Below are 15,327 nucleotides of genomic sequence, written 5' to 3'. Positions count from 1 at the left end.
GCCCTGAACTTCCCCATGGGCAATTCCACCGCCGTGGCCATCGCCCTGCAATTGGCCGACCTGACCCGCGGCCAGGCCCGCTACGACGAAAGCCTGGAATGGCTGGAAAAAATCAAGGTCCTGACCCTCGAACCGCTGCAGGCGCAGAACCGCTTGCTGCAGCTCCTGAGGATCCGCCTGGCCCGCGGCGAACGGGCGGAGGCCGAAGCGGCCCTACGGGCGCTGGAGCAAGCCGCGCCGGCGTTGGAGACAAAAACCATGCGCCTCGAACTTTGCTTGGCGTTCGCCGATTGGATCCGAGCCCGAGAAACCGCCCAAGCGTTTGCATTCCCGCAGGCGGGCGCCTGGCTGGCGCGGATCGATAAAATCCAAAACGCTTTTCAATCCTTTTCCCGAAAGGGGCAGGCCCGCTATTTTATGGAGCGCGGCGACTTCGCCCATGCCTGGGAACTTTGGCCGAAGGAGGCGTCGCCGTCAGGGTACGCCGAACAATTACAGCTGATCAGGCTGGCCTTCCTGGCCGGAAAGGAAGAAGAGGGAAAGAACAGGAGCGAAACCCTGGCCCGGGAGGGGGCGGGCGACTTCCGCATCCTCAATTCTCTCGGCAATCTTTTTTTCGAACTGCAGCGCTCCGATGAGGCGCTGCCCTTCTATCAACGCTCCCTGCGGATGAACCCCAAGCAACCCGCATTGATTGAACGCATCAAGCTGATTACAGGAAATAAATTTTCTGAGCGGTTCGAATGAATTTAAGCGTACTGAATATCACCGTGCCGGATAGCTTGGCAAGGAGATAAAAATGTCAAAATTCAGGCTAGGGGAAAAAATCACCATATTACTATCTATCTTATCTCTCGCACTCTGGCTGTTTGACATTGCTAACCCTGAAGGTTCAGCTATATTTTTTTTAACGATCCTGGGAGCACTTCTTCTGTTATTTGTCTTACTACTTATCATCAAGAATCGATTGCTGGCAATTCCCCTTTTACGCTGGCTGCTGCCTATGATCGCCATCGGTAGCGCCATAATCGTTTATAAGCTCAATTTCAATAAAAAAGATTTGTTTTTTAATTTGAACCTGGCTTTGTTGTTGGCCAATGGTTTTTCTTTATTGCTGTTTTTTGCCTTTCTGAAGAATAATCGAACTCAACTTTGGAAAGAAGCGTTGTTCTTTTGCCGGGAATATTGGATTTATTTGGCCTTTGCCCCTATATCTGTGATCTGGTTGAAAGTAGTCATTTTTTTTACACCACAAACCATTGATGCAACACTCAAAAAGATTGATATTTTTATTTTTAGCGGTTATCCGGACGCCTGGATTAAATCGCTCAACATTTCCGGGTTGCCGCTAATCTGGCTAAGCCTGTTTTATTTTCTATTGCCGTTTTATCCGATCGCCTTATCCGGATTTTTCTATGTAAAAAAAGAATTTGTCATGTTGCGCAAAGTCACGCAATCATTCTTGCTTTGTGGCATGGTCGGCTGGCTGTTTTATCTGCTTTTCCCCGCTATCGGGCCGGAGTTCATCGACTTCAAGGTGGCAGGCTTTCCCCACCCGGCTATTCCTCGCAATTGTTTTCCCTCATTGCATACAGCCTGGGGATTGCTGGTATTGCTTTATGCCTGGAAGTACAAAAAAAAAATATTTTGGATATTGCTGTTCCCCATTTCGCAAATGATCGTGGCTACCGTGTTTTTGCGCTTTCACTATGTCATTGATCTGATAGCCGCCCTACCTTATACCTTCTTCATCTATTGGCTGAATGAGAAGTTGATGTCAAAAGAACTATCCGCGGAAGCACTCCCGATCAAAAAACTGAGAAAAAAAAACAAGACGGAAATATTGGTCTACACGGTTTTTATTCTCTCGGGACTGTCGGCATTGATTTATCAGATCTATTTCATGAAAAAAATATCTTTAATATTCGGCTCCACAGCCCTGGCCGTCACAACCGTTCTTGCAGCCTATATGTTCGGCCTGGCTGCCGGCAGTTACATGGGCGGCAAATTCGCCGACCGGGTGAAATCGCCAATAAAAATTTATGCCTATGCCGAATTGTCGGTGGGAATGCTTTTGCTGGTTTCACCTTCACTTTTCAATTGGCTGGAACACATCTATGTCTCCATTGGTAAAAGCAGCAGCTTGACATTATTGAATCTGACCTTCGTGCGCGTTCTTTTTTCCTTGCCCGTCATTCTGTTACCGACCCTAGCCATGGGCACCACCTTGCCCTTGCTGACCAAATACTTGACCACGGTTAAGAATAAAATCATTGTGAATGTATCCCGTCTTTACAGCGCCAACATAATCGGCGCGGCGCTAGGGACATTTCTGGCCACATATGTATTGATGCCTAATTTCGGCATGATGGCCACCATCGCCATCGCCATTTTGATCAATCTGGCAATCGCTCTCGTAATCCTGAGACTTGGGAAGCGCTTTCCATTATCGCCCGCCCCGGCCAACGAAGTGATTTTCCTGGAAATTGAAGAACCGTCATGGAACATCCATCGTACGGAAATGATGAATATGGTATTAATCATCTCTGCCCTGGTTCTGGGTTTTATTTCATTTGCCGGAGAAGTTGTCTGGACACATCTGCTGGCCATGATCGTCGGCAATAGCGTCTTTGCCTTTGGGGTTATGCTGATTGCCGTTCTGACAGGCCTAGCCATTGGTGGTTATATTGCCGGCAGACTGGCTTTGGATCAACGGCGCAAGTTGGCAGTCATCTCTCTTTTACAATTCATGATCGGCGGATTCTTTCTGCTCCAACTTCTTTGTTGGGACAAGGTCCCGGTTTATATGCAGGATTTCTGGGTTACGGCCAGCAGTTTCCCCAAACGTGAATTTGTCCGTTTCGCTATAAGCTTCACGTTGCTGATTCTGCCCACACTTGCCGTCGGCTTGACTTTTCCACTTCTTGCCTCGCTATATGCCAATAATCTGAAAACTCTGGGGGTTCGGATCGGCCGAATCTCTTTTTTTAACACCTTGGGGAACATCCTGGGAACCTTGACCATGGGCTTTCTCCTTCTGCCGCTGCTTGGTTCTTTCCGGGCGAGTATCCTGATAGCCATGATGGCCGTTGCCAACGGTTTCCTTCTTTTCATTTCCTGGCCGGGAAAACGAAAACTGGCTATTGGCGGAAGTGTGCTTCTTCTTTTTACGGCCGCAATTTATTGGCTGCCGCAGTGGAACCTCACCAACCTCTCGCTGGGAACCAATGTTTATTTTGCCCGGCAGCATAACGGCACGGTCATCGATTCCTGGGAGGAGAAGGATGGCGGCTTTACCACCGTCACGGAAGAAAATATCCCCGGGGATGAAAAAAAGAAATTAACCCTCTGGACCAACGGCAAATTCCAGGGCGATAACCTGCCGGAAATGGAGGCCCAATTCCGTTTCGCCCTTTATCCGATTATTTTCAGCCAAAAAAAGGAGCGAGCGCTGATCATTGGCTTGGGCACGGGCGTGAGCGGCCGCGTGGTACAGCAATCCGGCTACCGGGAGATCGAAGTTGCCGAAATTTCACCGGGGATCGTGGCCGCGGCAAAAAAATATTTTGCCGCGGAAAACGGTTACCTGCTCGACCAGAAAAATGTCACGCTTCGCATCGAGGACGGCCGCAACCTTCTGCTCTTGAACCGGAAGCCCTATGATCTCATTACCATGGAGATCTCCAGTGTCTGGTTCGCCGGAGCCGCTTCTCTCTACAGCGTCGAGTTTTACGAGCTGGCCAAGAAAAACCTGGCCAAGGACGGCATCTTTCAACAATGGGTCCAGCTGCACCATATTTCCCCTTACGATGTGCTGGTCACCATTGCCACGGTCCGCCATGTCTTCCCCCATGTGTGCTTGTTTTTCGGAGGCAGCCAGGGTGTCATCATCGCTGCGCAGGAACCTCTGCAAATCCCATTCCGCAAATTGGCTGCATATAACGGCGACCAGCAGTCGCCGTTCATCAAGAGCATTTCGCCTTACCAGAATGTGTTTTGCCTGCTGGGCGAGCAGCTTCTAGGTGAGCAGGGGATCAACCATTTCCTGGAATCATATCTAAAAAAATTTGGCAGTCCCCTGCAGGACTTGACCTCGGATGACAACAATATGTTCCTCGAATATTCCACTCCACAAGGAAATGTGCGCAACTACCTGGAAACATTGCGGGAGAATGTGTTGACCCTGTGGCAATTCCATGAAAATGAAAATGCCGTGGTGACGGAAATTCCATCTTTGGGCTGGGAGCTCTATGTCTCGGGATGCATAAAATTAGGGCAAAGACAATTTCAGTCGGCAGCGGCAGATTTGCAGAAGGCAAAAGGCATGTTACCGCCGGAAGAACAGGGAGCCATAGCCTGGCTGATCGCTGAAACCGACAGATCCAGCCAAGAACTGGAAAATAGAGCCGGAAAACACTGAACGACTTTCTATTCAGTAGCCCGTCAATACCATCCGCCCGCCGAGCCTTGGTTCAATCCGGCGCTGGGCTTGATTGTAATTTCCCGATTCTTTCCTGAACGAAGTTCGTCGGGAAGAGCCGGAAATCTTTTTGCAATATTTGCAGCGCCCGCGAATAATCCCGGATCAGCAAATAAAAATCCGCCGCATGCAGCAACACTTCGTGGTTCTCGGGAAAAACGCGCAAATAGTACATGACGATTTCCCGTCCCTTTTCGCGATTTCCCGATTTGGCCAGGAAAACGGCATACTGGAAATAAACGTTCAACGGCTGCTCGGCATAGCGCGAAAAAAGAACGTCAAAATAGTATTGGGCTTTTTTCAGGTCATTGCTGGCCGTGAAATGAAAGGCTCCGATTTCCAGGGCGCGGCGATTGAAAAAATCCGCCATGAATGACGTCCGGTCGGCGATGAACGGTTCCAGCAGAGCCGCCGCTTTTTGCTCATTCACGGAAATCAGGTTGGCCGCGTGGTTCAAGCGGAAGAGCCGGCTTTCCCTCTCCAGATGGCGGAGGTTGAGCCAAAAAGCCCGGTCGCTTTGCCCATAATGGCGCACATGCGGGAGCAATTCGATCGCGAAGGTAGCCAGCAGGATCGTCACGAGCAAACCATAGAAAAATGGCCGCATCCGTCGCGCTAAAAAAACCGCCAGCATTGGGACGGCCGCGGCCAAGGGCAAATACATGAAGCGCCAAGCCAGCAATGAGACCGGGTTCTCAAAAAACAATATGAACAGCGAAGGCAGGAGCAGTAAAAAAGAGAGCATGCCCCATGGAAGGTATACCGGCGGCGATTTCTTTTTAACCAGAAAATATACCACGGCGCCGCCGAGAAACAGACAAAAACCGATCCCGAATAAAAAATAGCCCGGGGCGTGAAGGACTTTTTCATCGGGGATCGAAAATCCCAGGAAGAACGGAAACAGTCCGCGCGACAAATAGAAGCCGATGCCTGAAAACAGGGCGGCGGGCGGAATGATCGAAAAATTCACGCGTGGAACTTCAACGGCGCTGGAACGAAACAGAAAAAAAAGCATGACGGCGATCGAGAAAGTCAGCAAAAAATAGATTTTCGGATGCAACGATCCCTTTTCCCCGTAGATCAAAGCCGCGTAAATGTAGACCAGCAAGGATAGAATCACCGCTTCCTTGGACAGCAGCGCCAAAAAAAAGAAAAGCGCCGCTGTGACCGTGTCCCGTTTGTGTCCGCTCCGGACAAATGTGAAGAAACAATGGGCGGAGAGGAGTAAAAACAAGAGCGCCAGCAGGTCCGTCCGCCCCGAGATCCAGGCCACATTCTCGAAGTTCGTCGGGAATACGGCAAACAGGCTCGCTGCAGCAAATGCGGCGAGCCAATCATTGAAACAGCGGGCGACAAGCAAAAACAGCAAAAGCACATTCAATGAATGCAATAGCATGTTGGTGAGATGAAACCCCGCCGCATTCAATCCCCATAATTTGTAATCCAGCCAGAAAGAAAAGGACACCAGCGGCCGGTAATATTGCATGCCTTTTTCCAGGTCCTGGCTGCGGGCGTCTTTGCCCAGGGGATCGCCGAAAGCCTGCCAGAGGAACTTGTTCAAAAAATTCGGATTTTGCGTGATGGGGCTGTTTTTCACCAAATGAATGTCATCAAAAATAAAATCACCTTTCATGGCTGGAAGGTACAGCAAAACATTGAATGTGATCAGGAACAATCCAAGGATCAACGGGTTTTTTATTGAAAAAAGAGTGTGCCTCATAATGTTTTGAAACGATTATATCACATATGAACATTTGTTTTAGAGTTGATTTTTCCGCTTCCTCGAAGTCGATGCCGCGAGTGCCACCATGTTCATTCATTCCCGAATTGTAATCCGCGGCGCAAGTAATATATAATTCCTTTCATGCAGGAAGCACAGCCGCAGGGATCAGAAAAAGCCGATAAGGCGTATATTTATCCCTTTCTTTTTTCCCTATATCCCGTGCTTTTCCTTTACTCACGCAATATCCGTGAAGTGCTGCCAATCCAGGTGCTCCAGGCCCTGGGCATTTCCCTGGCCATCGCCATCGCTTTCTGGCTGCTGGCCGGAGTGGTGGAACGTTCGCCCGGCAAACGGTCTTTGCTGCTCTTTTTATTCCTGCTGCTCTTTCATTTTTACGGATTGTATTACGGTCAGATCGCCACATGGTTGCCCGACGATTCCCGGCCCCTTCTGGCTCATGCGATTGCCTTTATTTTACCGGGTGGGTTGTGGCTTTGTCTGTCCAGGGCCGTGGTGCGTTCAGCCAGGAATCTCGCGATTCTCAACCGCGTTTTACAGCTGGCGGTTATTTTTCTGGTGTTGTGGAACGTGACGGGGATCCTGATCTATCACGGGCAATCGTCGGCCAACCGCTACCAGCAGCAACGCAGGCAGGGCCATGAATTGCGGAAACAACTCCATGATCAACCCGCCAAACCGGACATCTACTGCTTCGTTCTTGATGAGTTCGCCTCGTTGGAGTCGGCACGTACCCTCTTCCAATACGACAATTCCGAATTCGCTGAAACGCTGCGCCAGCTGGGTTTTTTCGTCGCCCGCGACAGCCGCTCCCGCTTCCAGTTGACCGAGCTGGCCATTGCGGATATTTTGAACCTGGGTGAGCTTGACGAAAAAAAAGATCCCTACTTGCAGATCCGCAGGAACGTCGTCGCCTCTTTTTTGAAACAGCGGGGCTACCGCATCATCGAGATCCCTTTGGAACCGGCCATGTTCATGGATGTCGCGGATCAACGCTTCTACTATTCACTGGTCCATATCTCCATTTTTTTTGACGATTTTTATCGGGTTCTGTTCGAACGCTCCCTGCTGCGCTTCCTACCCGATCGCTGGCGAAGGCAAAGCCCGGATGCTCCGCGCTATTTCCGCGAAAGGGTGTTGCACGTATTTGAAAAACTGCCTGAATTGGTAAAAAGCCCTGGGCCCAAATTCATTTATGTCCACCTCTATTGTCCCCATGAACCGTTCGTTTTTGACGCGCAGGGAGGGACCGAACCCGCCGACCATTTCTGGGACCACGCCGATCCCCGTTATTATCTGCAGCAGTATATGTTTGTCAGCAGGAAAATAGCGCAGATCGTTACCCGGATTCGCAAGGATTCGCCGGCACCGCCGGTGATCATCATCCAGTCCGATCATGGTTACCGGGGTTCCCGGGGACGACGGAAGCTCGGAAGGCGGGTCGCCTGGGCCGAGAAGGTAAAGGTATTTAACGCCTTGTATCTTCCCGGTATAGATATACGACAGATCGAACCGTCGCTCGCGCCGCGCAATAATTTCCGCCTGATATTCAGCCGCTATTTCGCAGAACCATTGCCGCTGTTCAAAAACCCATGAAGGATAGAACGCTCCGTTATAAAAATCGCGCTGCTGCCCATTGAAATTTTTATGCATTTCTCTTAAATTATCCAAATGAAAAGAATCGCCTGCTCAGGCCGTTTTTCCAACTTGGTGATTCTCTTGCTTTTCATTGCGATCGCCCTGCTCTATTTCAGTTTCCTGCCGGTCAACTACAGTTTTGACGGCACGGTCTTCAGCCATTTCCTGCGCTATGCGTTGCTAAAGCACGATTGGCCGGCTGTCACCCAGATACACCATTTGCTGTATTTCCCGGCCAATTACCTGCTTTACCGTGGCCTGGAGGTCGTGTTTCATTACCGCGTCCTTGAATTCTTTCACCTGCAACTTTTTTCTATGTTTTTCGGCGTCTTGACCTTGGTGCTGGTGGAGCGGATGCTGAAAAAAATCAATCTGTCCGCGGCGTTGCGCCTGATCGGCGTGTCAGCGGTGGCTTTTTCATACTCGTTCTGGCTGTATGCGATCGACGCCGAAGTCCATATGCCGGGAGTTTTTTTCGCGCTGGCCGGCTTGTACCTGCTGGTTTTCCATGACCATAAAACGGTTGCGTTCCCTCTGGCCGCATTGTGTTTTGTCCTGTCGGCCGGATTCCATTTGACCAACGTTCTGATCGTTGCCAGCGCATTTTTCTACCTTTTGCAAAAACGAACGCCCTGGCGCCGCCAGCTGCAGTTCCTTCTGGCCTGCCTGTCCTTCGGGCTGATCTTTTACGGCGCCTATGCCGCCCTCGCCCGCAAGCCCGTCCTGCGCATCATTTACAACATATTTTTCGGCCCCAATGTCTATTCCGGTTATCGCAGCATTTCCTTTCATGCGCCGGGGCTGCCGACCTTCATCACGTCCCTGGCCGGCCTGCAGCGCGCCTTGCTGGTCAAGGCGGGAATTTGGACAACGTTGATATCCGCCGTTTTTCTGGTCCTGCTGGCCTTGGCCTGTAAATCCGCTGTCCAACCGGTCCGCAGCGCATTCAAGCGGGCCATGCTGCTCTGGTTCGTCCCGTTTTTCCTGTTTTTTTCATTCTGGGATTCGGGAAACATCGAATTCAAGATCCATGCCGTCGTCCCCCTGCTGCTGATCGCCATTACCGTCCTGGACGACCTCAAGCCGTTCATCGCCAACGCCATTGGCGTTTTCCTGGCCGGGGCTCTTCTGTGGATCAATTTTTCTTCCGGCATACTGCCCTTGAACGACATCAAGCGGAACACCAACTACCAGGTTGCCCTGGCCATTCAAAAGCAGGTTCCGACGAAAGGACAAATCGTGATCACCGGCAATCCCCCTGGCTACGCCTTCGGAAAAATCTATCTTCCCTATTTTGCCCTGCGTGAAGTGCTTGTCCTCGATTGGCTGCTGGGCAAAGGGAATTCCCTGGCCGCGATCCGGGACCGGCTCGGAAATAACGCCGCCGCCGGGCGGCCTATTTATGCGCTGGGCGAAGTGGTCGAGACAAACGACGCGTTGAAAAAACTTCTGGCTTTTCATCACATCAACGAGGGCGATTATTTTCGCTTCTGCGCCAGCTTACGCCCCAGCCTCGTTTCCAGTCTTCCCGGCGGCTTTCGCCTGTACCGGCTGGAAATCACTGTCCGCTAAGGAGCGCCGATTTTGTAAAGACTGACCGACCCCTGGTGGAACACCGGTTTCAGGAAGCCGAGAAAATAAAGGAGTTTCTCCTGTTCCGCCTTGGTCAAAATCGCATAGTCCTTCTGCAGGCGCTGCATTTCACTAAGGTTCACCACCAGATAGGAAAATCCCTCCTGGCGCATGGCGGTCACGAATTCGCCGGCGGTCAGGCTTGGCGCCAGGTACTTTCTTAAAATGCAATAATCCATGGCCGAAGAGACCTGATACGGCCGCTTCAGGTAATAATTGCGCGCCTCTCCGGCGATCAGCACCCTGGCCCCGGGCGGAGCATTTGCATTGATGTAGGCGAACACCGGGTAAGCCGGGAAAAAATACTCTTTGTATTGCGTGCTGGAAAACTTACCATTCAATATGGTATGGGACAGATAAATCCTTTCCAGCAGGGACAGCCCCATTACAAAATTGATTGCGATGACCAGATAGAAAATCGTTTTGGCGACGGCGCCGCCGACCGCTTCATAGGCTTGCAGGGAGAAGATCGCCAGCATGACGAACGCCACGTAGACGAAGCGGATGCTGGCGGTAAGGAACGGGGTGACGGCCAAGACCAGCAGGGCCCAAAGTAGCCATTGTTTTTGTACGAACGGCCGCAAAAGCAGGAACGGCAGAAAAATCAGGAAAAACGGTCCGACCTGGCCCCCAGCCCCGAAGGAATAAAAAGACAAGTCGTAGGGTAATTTGATGAAATCTACGGGGGCATGGACGATCCGTCCCACTTCGGCTTGCAACCGCGCTTGCCGGTCGCTGTCCCAGAAAGCGCTCGGAAATGATTTTTGAAAAAACGGGAAAAAAGGATTGCCGCTGAAGCGGTAATTCTTCACCAGCAGGGGAGAAATGACCAGAAAAACGATGAAGACCGTGAGCGCCAGCTTTTTCAGGCCGTCCTTTTTCCATGGCTTGCCGGTCAGGAGCAGGAAAAGCGCCAGCGGCAGCATGTTGAAGTACTTGATCCCCACGGCGAAGCCCCAGAAAACGGCCGACAACTTGGAATTTTGCCGTAGATGTTGGCGGATGGCCAGAAAAATGAAGACGGCGCTGCTCAGGTCATTCTTGCAGGTGACCAGGAGAAACAGGGTCATCGGCAGCGAGACGATCGCCAGGAGCAGGTTGATGCGGTTCTTGACGCCCCAATTTTCGCTTGCCTCGTCGGCCACGGCCAAAATAAAAAGCGCGCCCAGCAAAAAATGGAACAAACGCGGGACGATGTCGCCGAGGAACACGCCGGGGATCATGGCGATCTCGTAATAGATGAAGGTGTTGGCGAACATAAACTGCGGCGTGGCCACAAAGCCGCCGCTCTGCAGGTATAGGTTGGGAATGCCCAGGTGATAAACCAGCGAGTCGTAGAAGGACGGCGGCAGCGCGGCATAGAACAGGGGGAAGATAAAAATGGCGAATTCGGGCAGCGGCCGGCCGAAGAACCGCTTCATCTCAGCCAGGTTTTCCGCGCGCCGGTCCTTGCCCAGCATCAGCAGAAGCAAAATCCCGGTGGCTGCGGCGAAAAAAAGCGCCAAGGTCAGCCGGTTCAGGATCCCGAAGGAAGCGACCAGGTAGAAATAGGCCGTGGTGGCCATCAATCCCAGTCCCATGGCTTCGAGCATCCCGACGGCGGCGATGCGCAACTTCCAGGCAATGAAAAAACCCAAGCCGACCACCAGCGCCAGCAGGCCAACCGCTCCCAGCAAGGGCAGAACCAGCCATTGGCCGTAGCTGAAAAAGATCAGGTTGACGGAAAAAACAGCGGCCGCCAGCAGCAGCAGAATGCGCATCGTTCCCTTGTTCATCGACCGAAGTATAGCATTTTCGGCGCGCGAAAACCATTTGACATTTGGAAGCGATTCACGTATATTTTTTTGGAGCCTTATGGCAAATTCTAGAATTTGTCGTTTTTTTTAGAACAAATTCTGAATTTGCCATCTAAGGCTCCAATCCAGCTCGACTGGGTCAGGAGCAACCATGAAAAACTGGTTCTTGCCTCTGTTTTTTCTGATCGTATTTTCCCCCATTTCGGCCGCCGAGGATACGTCGCAGCCGATTGAATTGACCTTCACTCCCGGCCTGGAGTTTTCCTTTCATTCGATCGCCATCCGCTACGGCGAGAAGGAAACGGCCAACCGCTTCAATTTGTTAGTTCCGCGGCTGACGCTGCAGGTGGACTTCTCCGGATTTGTCACGCTGGAAGTCCTGGCCGGATACCATTTCGCTTACGCCAGGGATCCGCTTTATTTCGCCGCCCTGCCGCTCTCCCTCGGCTGGGACCGGCAAAAATTCCAGGGCTTGTTGCTGGGCGCGGCCCTGGCCGGAGAACCGTTCAGCAGCGGTGATTTTTCCCTAAAGGCCAGGGGGGAATTCATCTTCGTCCTGGAAAAAAACAAGGCCTGGGAGGTGACTCTCCCCCTGGTCAGCGGCCAAGCGACGGGGGAGAACGCCTTCACCCTGATCACCCTGGACGTGACCCTGCACTACCAGGGACTGTCGGGCCTGACCTTGTTCCTGGGCCCGCGCCTGAATCTGCTGCATGGGAAATTCATCGCCGCCGAAACGGTCGCCGACCTGGAGGACCAGCAGGAGATGATCTACCGGCAAAAAAACCTGATCGGGCCGCTGGCCGGCGCGGTACTTGAAATCGGCGACAACTGGGAATTAACCTTCAAGGCCAGCCTGCTGGCCCGGACCGAGTTGTCCCTGGCCGTCGCATACATCTTTTAGGGGTTCGCCATGAAAATCAAAAACCTTTTCCTGCTGGGTTTGGCCGGGATATTCTTTTTTTGGGCCGCCGAACGGCCGAGAAATTCCCAGGATTCGCGAAGCAGAGAAATCGCCCCGCCCGGGGCGTCGGCCTGTTTCGTGCCCGGACAGCTGGTCGTCAAGCTGGCCAGCGACGCCAAGACAACGGCCGCCGCCAACGATCTTCTCTCCAACCGTTACGGCGGGCAAATCCAGAGCCTGCGCCGCGAAAAATACTCTGGCTATCTGCTGGTCGAAACCACCCCCGGAACCGACCTGGCCGGATTCAAAAAGAGCCTGGCCGCGGAAAAATGGGTGCAGGACGTTTCGTTCAACTACCTGGCATCGATGAATGCCCAGATTCCCAACGAACAATTTTTTTCCTACCAGTACGCGCTGCTCAACAACGGCCAGGTGTTTTACCCGGAAAAGAACCTTCGCGGCACGAGTGCCGCCGACATCAAGGCCACCGAGGGCTGGACCTGGAGCACCGGCAGCAGCGGCATCATCATCGCCATCATCGACACCGGCATCGCCGTAGGTCATGAGGATTTGAAGAACAAGATCGTTCCCGGCTACGATTTCGTCAACGACGACGCCGACGCCCAGGACGACAACGGCCACGGCACCCTGGTGGCGTCGCTGGCGGCGGCCGAAACGAACAATGGCATCGGCATCGCCGGCGTGGGCTGGAACGCCTCGCTACTGCCGGTCAAGGTGCTGGACAGCCAGGGCAACGGCAATTACCTGGCCATCGCCGCCGGCATCAAGTACGCCGCCGACCATGGCGCCAAGGTGCTGAACCTGAGCCTGGGCGGCAACAGCGACAGTTTTATTTTGAAAGACGCCTGCCAGTACGCTTTTGACAAGGGCTGTTCCCTGGTCGCCGCCGCCGGCGACAGCGGCAGCAATGCGGTGCAATTTCCAGCCGCCTACGATCTGCTGTGCACGGCCGTCGGCGCCAGCGACGCCAACGACAAGCTGGCCTCATTCTCCAACCGCGGGCTGCAAATCGACGTGGTGGCGCCCGGCGTCTGGGTCTACGGCGCCGCCTTCGACCCGGCGCGACCGACCGAATTGCGCTTCTACAACTGGGGCAACGGGACATCGCTGGCCGCCGCCCACGTATCCGGGGCCATCGCGCTGCTCATCTCCTACAAACCGCTGCTGACCAACCTGCAGGTCATGGCCATCATCAAGTACACCGCCGATGACGTCAACGCCAGCGACAAACCCGGGGTCGACACCGATATGGGATATGGGCGCATCAACCTGCAGACACTCCTCTCGCCGTACAACCTGAACTGATGCTTTCCTACCTCAAAGTCGAGAACCTGGCGGTGGTGGAAAAAGCCACCCTCGATTTTTCTCCGAACCTGAACATCCTGACCGGGGAAACCGGCGCCGGAAAATCGATCCTCATCGACGCCATCATGCTGCTGATCAACAAGAAACCCCCGGCCAACATCGTGCGCAGCGGCGCCGACAAACTGACCGTCGAGGCCCTGTTCGTCCAGCATGACGAGGAGATCATTCTTAAAAGGGAAATCGCCAGGAACAAGTCCCTGACCTACATCAACGGCGAGCTTGCCCCCTTTGCCCAGGTCAAGGAAAAGGCCGAAGCGCTGCTGAACATCTATGGCCAGAAAGACCATGCTTTTCTCCTCAACACCGCCAACCACCAGGTTTTTCTCGACCAGTTCGCTGAAGCCGGCGAGACGTTGAAAGCCCTGGCCGAAAAATGCCGCCTGCTCCGCGCCTTGCAGGCCAAGCGCAACGAGCTGTTGGCGAAAAACTCCCAGGCCCGGGAAAAGATCGATTACCTGAATTTTCAGCTGCAGGAAATCGAAACCCTCAACTTGCAAAAGGGTGACGACGCGCTCTGGCAGGAGCGCCTGAAAATCCTCGCCGCCGCCGAATCGATCCTGGAAAAATCGGACAAGCTCATCCAGGATTTTTACCAGAAGGACCAGTCGGTTTACAACCTGCTGGCCCAGGCCCTCCCCGCCGCCGACTACTTGCAATCGCTGTTCCCCGAATTCGGCCATTTGAAAAGCGAAATCGATCGCTTCTACAATTCGCTTCCTGAGATATCGGAGTTTTTGAACACCATGGCCGGAAAAGTCGACTTCAACGAAGGCGAACTGAACGACATCTCCGAAAAACTGTCCCGGCTGGAAAAACTCAAGGCCAAGCACAAGCTCGGCCTGGAGCCATTGCTGGAAAAATACGAGCACATGCGCCGGGAAAGGGACGAACTGCTCAACCTGAATTTCTCCCTGAGCGATGTCGAAAAGGAAATGGCCCGCGAGCTGGCCGAGTACAAGACCCTGCTGGAGGGGCTGAGGCAGAGCCGGAGGAAAAGCGCCGCCAGGCTGAGCGCCGTGATCGTCAAGGAACTGGCTTTCCTGGAAATGGCCAAGGCGCGCTTCGAGGTGCGCATCGACGAGAACGAGCCCAGCGCCGAAAGCATCAGCGAGAACGGACCCGATAAAATCGAATTCTACTTCAGTTCCAATCCCGGCCAGGCGCCGGGGCGGCTCAAGGACGTAGCCTCCGGCGGTGAGCTGTCGCGCCTGATGCTGGTGCTGAAATCGATCAGCAGCGACGAATCGGGAACCACCTTCATCTTCGACGAAATCGATTCCGGCATCGGCGGCAAAACCGCCGAATTCGTCGGCGAAAAGCTGCGCCGTATTTCCGCGCAGAACCAGGTGATCAGCATATCGCATCTGCCCCAGATCGCCCGCTTCGCCGACCGCCATTTCCTGATCAGCAAGGAATTCAAGAACAACCAGACCTTCAGCACGGCCGTGCCCCTGGAAGACGGAGAGCGGGTCCGGGAGATCGCCCGGCTGATGGCCGGGAGCGCCATCAATGCCGATGTGCTGAAAGCCGCCGAACTTCTCCTGGCCAGTTCCCGGACATGAGATTTTTCATCAAGACTTTCGGCTGCCAAATGAATGTCAACGATTCGGAAAAAATCCACCACCTGCTGCTGGGCAAGGGGCTCGAAGCCAGCGCCAGCGAGGCGGCGGCCGACGTGATCATCGTCAACAGTTGCGCCGTGCGCGAAAGGCCGCAGGAAAAAATATTCTCCTATATCGGCCAGTTCCCG

Annotated in this window: 11 protein-coding genes; 8 read left to right on the top strand and 3 right to left on the bottom strand. The window is 53.3% G+C overall.

Features of this window, described 5'->3' with window-relative positions:
• Both NTW95_06370 and NTW95_06365 read left to right on the top strand, forming a co-directional pair.
• Positions 1-747, top strand: a 747-nt coding sequence (locus NTW95_06370) for a tetratricopeptide repeat protein (protein MCX6557044.1), incomplete at its 5' end; no start/stop codon positions are given.
• Between the two features lie 52 nt (positions 748-799).
• Positions 800-4,420, top strand: a complete 3,621-nt coding sequence (locus NTW95_06365) for a fused MFS/spermidine synthase (protein ID MCX6557043.1) — start codon at positions 800-802, stop codon at positions 4,418-4,420.
• Between the two features lie 52 nt (positions 4,421-4,472).
• On the opposite strand, the gene NTW95_06360 is transcribed toward NTW95_06365, so the two are convergent.
• Complete coding sequence (locus tag NTW95_06360; protein MCX6557042.1) at positions 4,473-6,077, bottom strand: glycosyltransferase family 39 protein; 1,605 nt, start codon at positions 6,075-6,077, stop codon at positions 4,473-4,475.
• 25 nt (positions 6,078-6,102) lie between these two features.
• Complete coding sequence (locus NTW95_06355; GenBank protein MCX6557041.1) at positions 6,103-6,300, bottom strand: hypothetical protein; 198 nt, start codon at positions 6,298-6,300, stop codon at positions 6,103-6,105.
• Positions 6,301-6,344: 44 nt separating this feature from the next.
• Between NTW95_06355 and NTW95_06350 the strand changes: the two genes are divergently transcribed.
• The gene (locus NTW95_06350; protein MCX6557040.1) at positions 6,345-7,817 is read left to right on the top strand and encodes a hypothetical protein; all 1,473 of its coding nucleotides are present in this window, start codon (positions 6,345-6,347) and stop codon (positions 7,815-7,817) included.
• Positions 7,818-7,892: 75 nt separating this feature from the next.
• On the top strand, positions 7,893-9,431 hold the full coding sequence (locus tag NTW95_06345; GenBank protein ID MCX6557039.1) for a DUF2723 domain-containing protein: 1,539 nt from the start codon (positions 7,893-7,895) through the stop codon (positions 9,429-9,431).
• Here NTW95_06345 and NTW95_06340 read toward each other — a convergent pair.
• On the bottom strand, positions 9,428-11,266 hold the full coding sequence (locus NTW95_06340; GenBank protein MCX6557038.1) for a hypothetical protein: 1,839 nt from the start codon (positions 11,264-11,266) through the stop codon (positions 9,428-9,430). The two genes, NTW95_06345 and NTW95_06340, sit on opposite strands and share 4 nt — an antisense overlap.
• A gap of 172 nt (positions 11,267-11,438) precedes the next feature.
• Between NTW95_06340 and NTW95_06335 the strand changes: the two genes are divergently transcribed.
• The 4 genes from NTW95_06335 to NTW95_06320 all read left to right on the top strand — a co-directional run.
• Entirely contained in the window at positions 11,439-12,191 is a 753-nt protein-coding gene (locus NTW95_06335; protein MCX6557037.1) for a hypothetical protein, read from the top strand.
• Positions 12,192-12,200: 9 nt separating this feature from the next.
• Positions 12,201-13,517, top strand: coding sequence for a S8 family serine peptidase (locus NTW95_06330; GenBank protein ID MCX6557036.1), 1,317 nt, complete (start codon positions 12,201-12,203; stop codon positions 13,515-13,517).
• On the top strand, positions 13,517-15,139 hold the full coding sequence (locus tag NTW95_06325) for a DNA repair protein RecN (protein MCX6557035.1): 1,623 nt from the start codon (positions 13,517-13,519) through the stop codon (positions 15,137-15,139). Before NTW95_06330 ends, NTW95_06325 begins: the two co-directional genes overlap by 1 nt.
• Positions 15,136-15,327, top strand: a 192-nt coding sequence (locus NTW95_06320) for a tRNA (N6-isopentenyl adenosine(37)-C2)-methylthiotransferase MiaB (protein MCX6557034.1), incomplete at its 3' end; no start/stop codon positions are given. The genes NTW95_06325 and NTW95_06320, both read left to right, overlap by 4 nt.

It is taken from the genome of Candidatus Aminicenantes bacterium, assembly GCA_026393795.1.
In the GTDB taxonomy this organism is placed as follows: Bacteria; Acidobacteriota; Aminicenantia; order UBA2199; family UBA2199; genus UBA2199.
The sequence above is the reverse complement of the archived record's forward strand: the minus strand, read 5'-3'. Positions and strand labels throughout refer to the sequence as shown.

What these genes read in the sequence shown, in the direction of transcription:
- NTW95_06365 (MCX6557043.1), top strand. Translation starts at nt 800, where the DNA reads ATGTCAAAATTCAGGCTAGGGGAAAAAATCACCATATTACTATCTATC.
- NTW95_06355 (MCX6557041.1), bottom strand. Translation starts at nt 6,300, where the DNA reads ATGAATGAACATGGTGGCACTCGCGGCATCGACTTCGAGGAAGCGGAA.
- NTW95_06350 (MCX6557040.1), top strand. Translation starts at nt 6,345, where the DNA reads ATGCAGGAAGCACAGCCGCAGGGATCAGAAAAAGCCGATAAGGCGTAT.
- NTW95_06345 (MCX6557039.1), top strand. Translation starts at nt 7,893, where the DNA reads ATGAAAAGAATCGCCTGCTCAGGCCGTTTTTCCAACTTGGTGATTCTC.
- NTW95_06340 (MCX6557038.1), bottom strand. Translation starts at nt 11,266, where the DNA reads ATGAACAAGGGAACGATGCGCATTCTGCTGCTGCTGGCGGCCGCTGTT.
- NTW95_06335 (MCX6557037.1), top strand. Translation starts at nt 11,439, where the DNA reads ATGAAAAACTGGTTCTTGCCTCTGTTTTTTCTGATCGTATTTTCCCCC.
- NTW95_06330 (MCX6557036.1), top strand. Translation starts at nt 12,201, where the DNA reads ATGAAAATCAAAAACCTTTTCCTGCTGGGTTTGGCCGGGATATTCTTT.
- NTW95_06325 (MCX6557035.1), top strand. Translation starts at nt 13,517, where the DNA reads ATGCTTTCCTACCTCAAAGTCGAGAACCTGGCGGTGGTGGAAAAAGCC.